At 65.5% G+C, this 2,538-nt stretch carries 3 protein-coding genes; 2 read left to right on the top strand and 1 reads right to left on the bottom strand.

What is annotated here, in order from left to right; translation table 11 throughout:
• A partial coding sequence (locus VFG33_RS31435) for a carotenoid biosynthesis protein (protein WP_325056620.1) occupies positions 1 to 734 on the top strand: 734 nt, incomplete at its 5' end.
• Positions 735 to 753: 19 nt separating this feature from the next.
• Here the strand turns inward: VFG33_RS31435 and VFG33_RS31430 are convergent.
• Positions 754 to 1,722 carry a helix-turn-helix transcriptional regulator gene (locus VFG33_RS31430; RefSeq protein WP_325056619.1) on the bottom strand — a complete coding sequence of 323 codons (969 nt, stop codon included), beginning with the start codon at positions 1,720 to 1,722 and terminating at the stop codon, positions 754 to 756.
• A gap of 60 nt (positions 1,723 to 1,782) precedes the next feature.
• Between VFG33_RS31430 and VFG33_RS31425 the strand changes: the two genes are divergently transcribed.
• A partial coding sequence (locus VFG33_RS31425) for an epoxide hydrolase family protein (RefSeq protein ID WP_325056618.1) occupies positions 1,783 to 2,538 on the top strand: 756 nt, incomplete at its 3' end.

The raw sequence follows: 2,538 nt of genomic DNA, 5'->3' as shown, positions 1-2,538 counted from the left end.
TCGCGGTCTTCATCGTGGGTGGCCTGCTGATCAGCAACTTCCTGGAGAATCTCAGCATCGCGACAGGCTTCCCGTTCGGGAACTACCACTACACAGGCAGCGGCAAGATCTTCGACGTGCCGTGGTTCATCGGCCCTGCGTACTTGGCCACCGGCTACCTCGCCTGGGTCGTCGCCACCGTCCTGCTCGGCGACGTACACCGCAAGTCCTCATGGCTGACCACGATCGGCACGCCGCTGATCGCGGCCTTCACGATGACGATGTGGGACCTGTCCCTCGACCCGACCGCCTCGACCATCAACCAGAACTGGGTCTGGGAAGACGGCGGCGGCTTCTTCGGTGTACCGCTGGGCAACTTCCTCGGCTGGACCTTCACCGTCTACCTCTTCATCCAGCTGTTCGCGCTCTACGTCCGCTTCCGCGGTCAACTGCCCGACGCCGGCACCGGCCGAGGGCTCGGCAGCGCCCTCCAGGGGACGATTCTGTATGGCCTGACGGCGGTCGGCTTCTTCTTCGACTACTCCCGCAACGACCACACCCAGGTCACCGATGCCCTGGGCAACGTCTGGCGAACCGCCGACATCTACGAGACCTCAGCCCTGGTTACGGTCTACGGAATGTTCTTCGTCGCCCTCCTCGCGGTCCTGCGAATCGCGCAGCAACACACCGCGGCTCCCTCGCTACCCACCTCAGCCAAGGCAACCAAGCCGAACCAGGTGAAGACGTCCGCCTGAGGCTCGCCCCAGCCGGTCTTCAGGTGATGGAACGGAGGTAGCGCTCTCCGATGATCTGGAGGTGTTCCGCGAGGGCCGGCTGGTTGGTGATGTGGAAGTCGAGGCCGAGCATGCCGATGTAGACGGCAACGACTTCGAGGGACTCGGCTCCGGTGATCAGGACGCAGGTGTCGTCGTCGACGGACTCGACGATGCCCACGGCCGCGTGGATCCGGGACAACACCTCCTCGGCCGATGCGAACACCGTGATCCGGGCGTGGACCTTCCAGCCGGTGGACGCGACGTCACGCAGTACGAAATCCATCAGTTCGTCGCCCGGCATCGGGCGGGGTTGGTAGCGGCGGCCTGTTGCCATCCGCAACTCCATCCAGTCGACGCGGTAGGTGTGCCACTCGCCGCGCTCGTCACGCGCGACGAGATACCAGTACCGCTGCCAACTCACCAACCGATACGGCTCGACCAGGATCGGCAGCTGATCTTCGGCACCATCCGGTACTGCGTAGTCGAAGCGCAGGTAATGCTCATCGCGAATGGCAGCCGCGATCGTCGTGACCACGCCCGGGTCGACCTCGGGGTCCTTCACGTTGGACCCCGTGTTGTCCGGGCCCTTCGACAGCGTGGTGTGGATCGCGTTCACCTGCCGGCGGAGGCGATGCGGCAGGACCTGCTCGAGCTTGGCCAACGCCCGGGCGCTGCTCTCCTCCATCCCACTGACCCCCGCGCCGGTCCGCAGCCCGACCGCGACGGCGACCGCCTCCTCGTCGTCCAGCAGGAGCGGCGGAAGCTTCGCGCCGACACCGAGTTGGTAGTAGCCGGCCGCGCCACGGGTCGCGTCCACCGGATACCCGAGTTCGCGCAACCGGTCGATGTCGTTGCGGATCGTGCGCGTACTCACGTCCAACCGCGCGGCGAGTTCGGCGCCTGTCCAGGCCGGGCGGGACTGCATCAGAGCCAACAGGGACAGCAACCGCGACGAGGTTTCACGCATGCGGAAAATAGTCTCACAAATAGGAATCTAACGTTCCTATATGGCTTCTACGGTAGAGCCATGAACAACAACACGAACCCCGCAGACATCCGCTCCTTCAAGGTCGACGTGGCGCAGGCTGACCTCGACGATCTGCTCGCCAGGCTGGCCAACACCCGGCTGCCCGAGGCCGCTCCCGGCGACAACTGGGAGCTGGGTACGCCGAACCACTACCTCCGCGAGATGGTCGACCTCTGGCAGAACGGGTTCGACTGGCGGAAGCAGGAGGCCCGGATCAACCAGTTCCCGCAGTACCTGACCGAGATCGACGGACAGGACATTCACTTCATCCACGTGCCGTCCGTCGAGGCCGACGCCACTCCACTGCTGCTGATCCACACCTACCCGGGTTCGGTGGTGGACTTCCTCGACATGATCGGCCCGCTGACGGATCCGGTCGCTCACGGCGGCAAGGCCGAGGACGCCTTCTCGGTCGTCGTCCCGTCGATCCCCGGCTTCGGCTTCGGATCCCCGCTGGCCGAGCGCGGCTGGACCATGGCCCGCGTCGCCCGTGCCTTCGACACGCTGATGCGGCGCCTCGGCTACGACTCCTACGGCACCCACGGAAGTGATGGCGGCGCGCTGATCTCCCGCGAACTGGGCCTGCTGAACCCTCCCGGCTTCCTCGGCCTGCACGTCCTCCAACTGTTCTCCTTCCCGTCGGGCGACCCGGCCGAGTTCGAGAAGCTCGAGCCGAAGGACTACGCGGCGCTGGAACACATGCAGTGGTTCCAGTCGGTCGGTGGCTACAACGCGATCAACGCGTCGCGCCCGCAA

The sequence above is a fragment of the Kribbella sp. genome, from assembly GCF_035687465.1.
Lineage (GTDB): Bacteria > Actinomycetota > Actinomycetes > Propionibacteriales > Kribbellaceae > Kribbella.
Note: the sequence above shows the minus strand (reverse complement) of the source record. Positions and strands in the feature narration are given on the sequence as shown.

Bases quoted from the DNA above. Each gene is read 5' to 3' on its own strand.
- VFG33_RS31430 (WP_325056619.1), bottom strand. From the start codon at position 1,722: ATGCGTGAAACCTCGTCGCGGTTGCTGTCCCTGTTGGCTCTGATGCAG.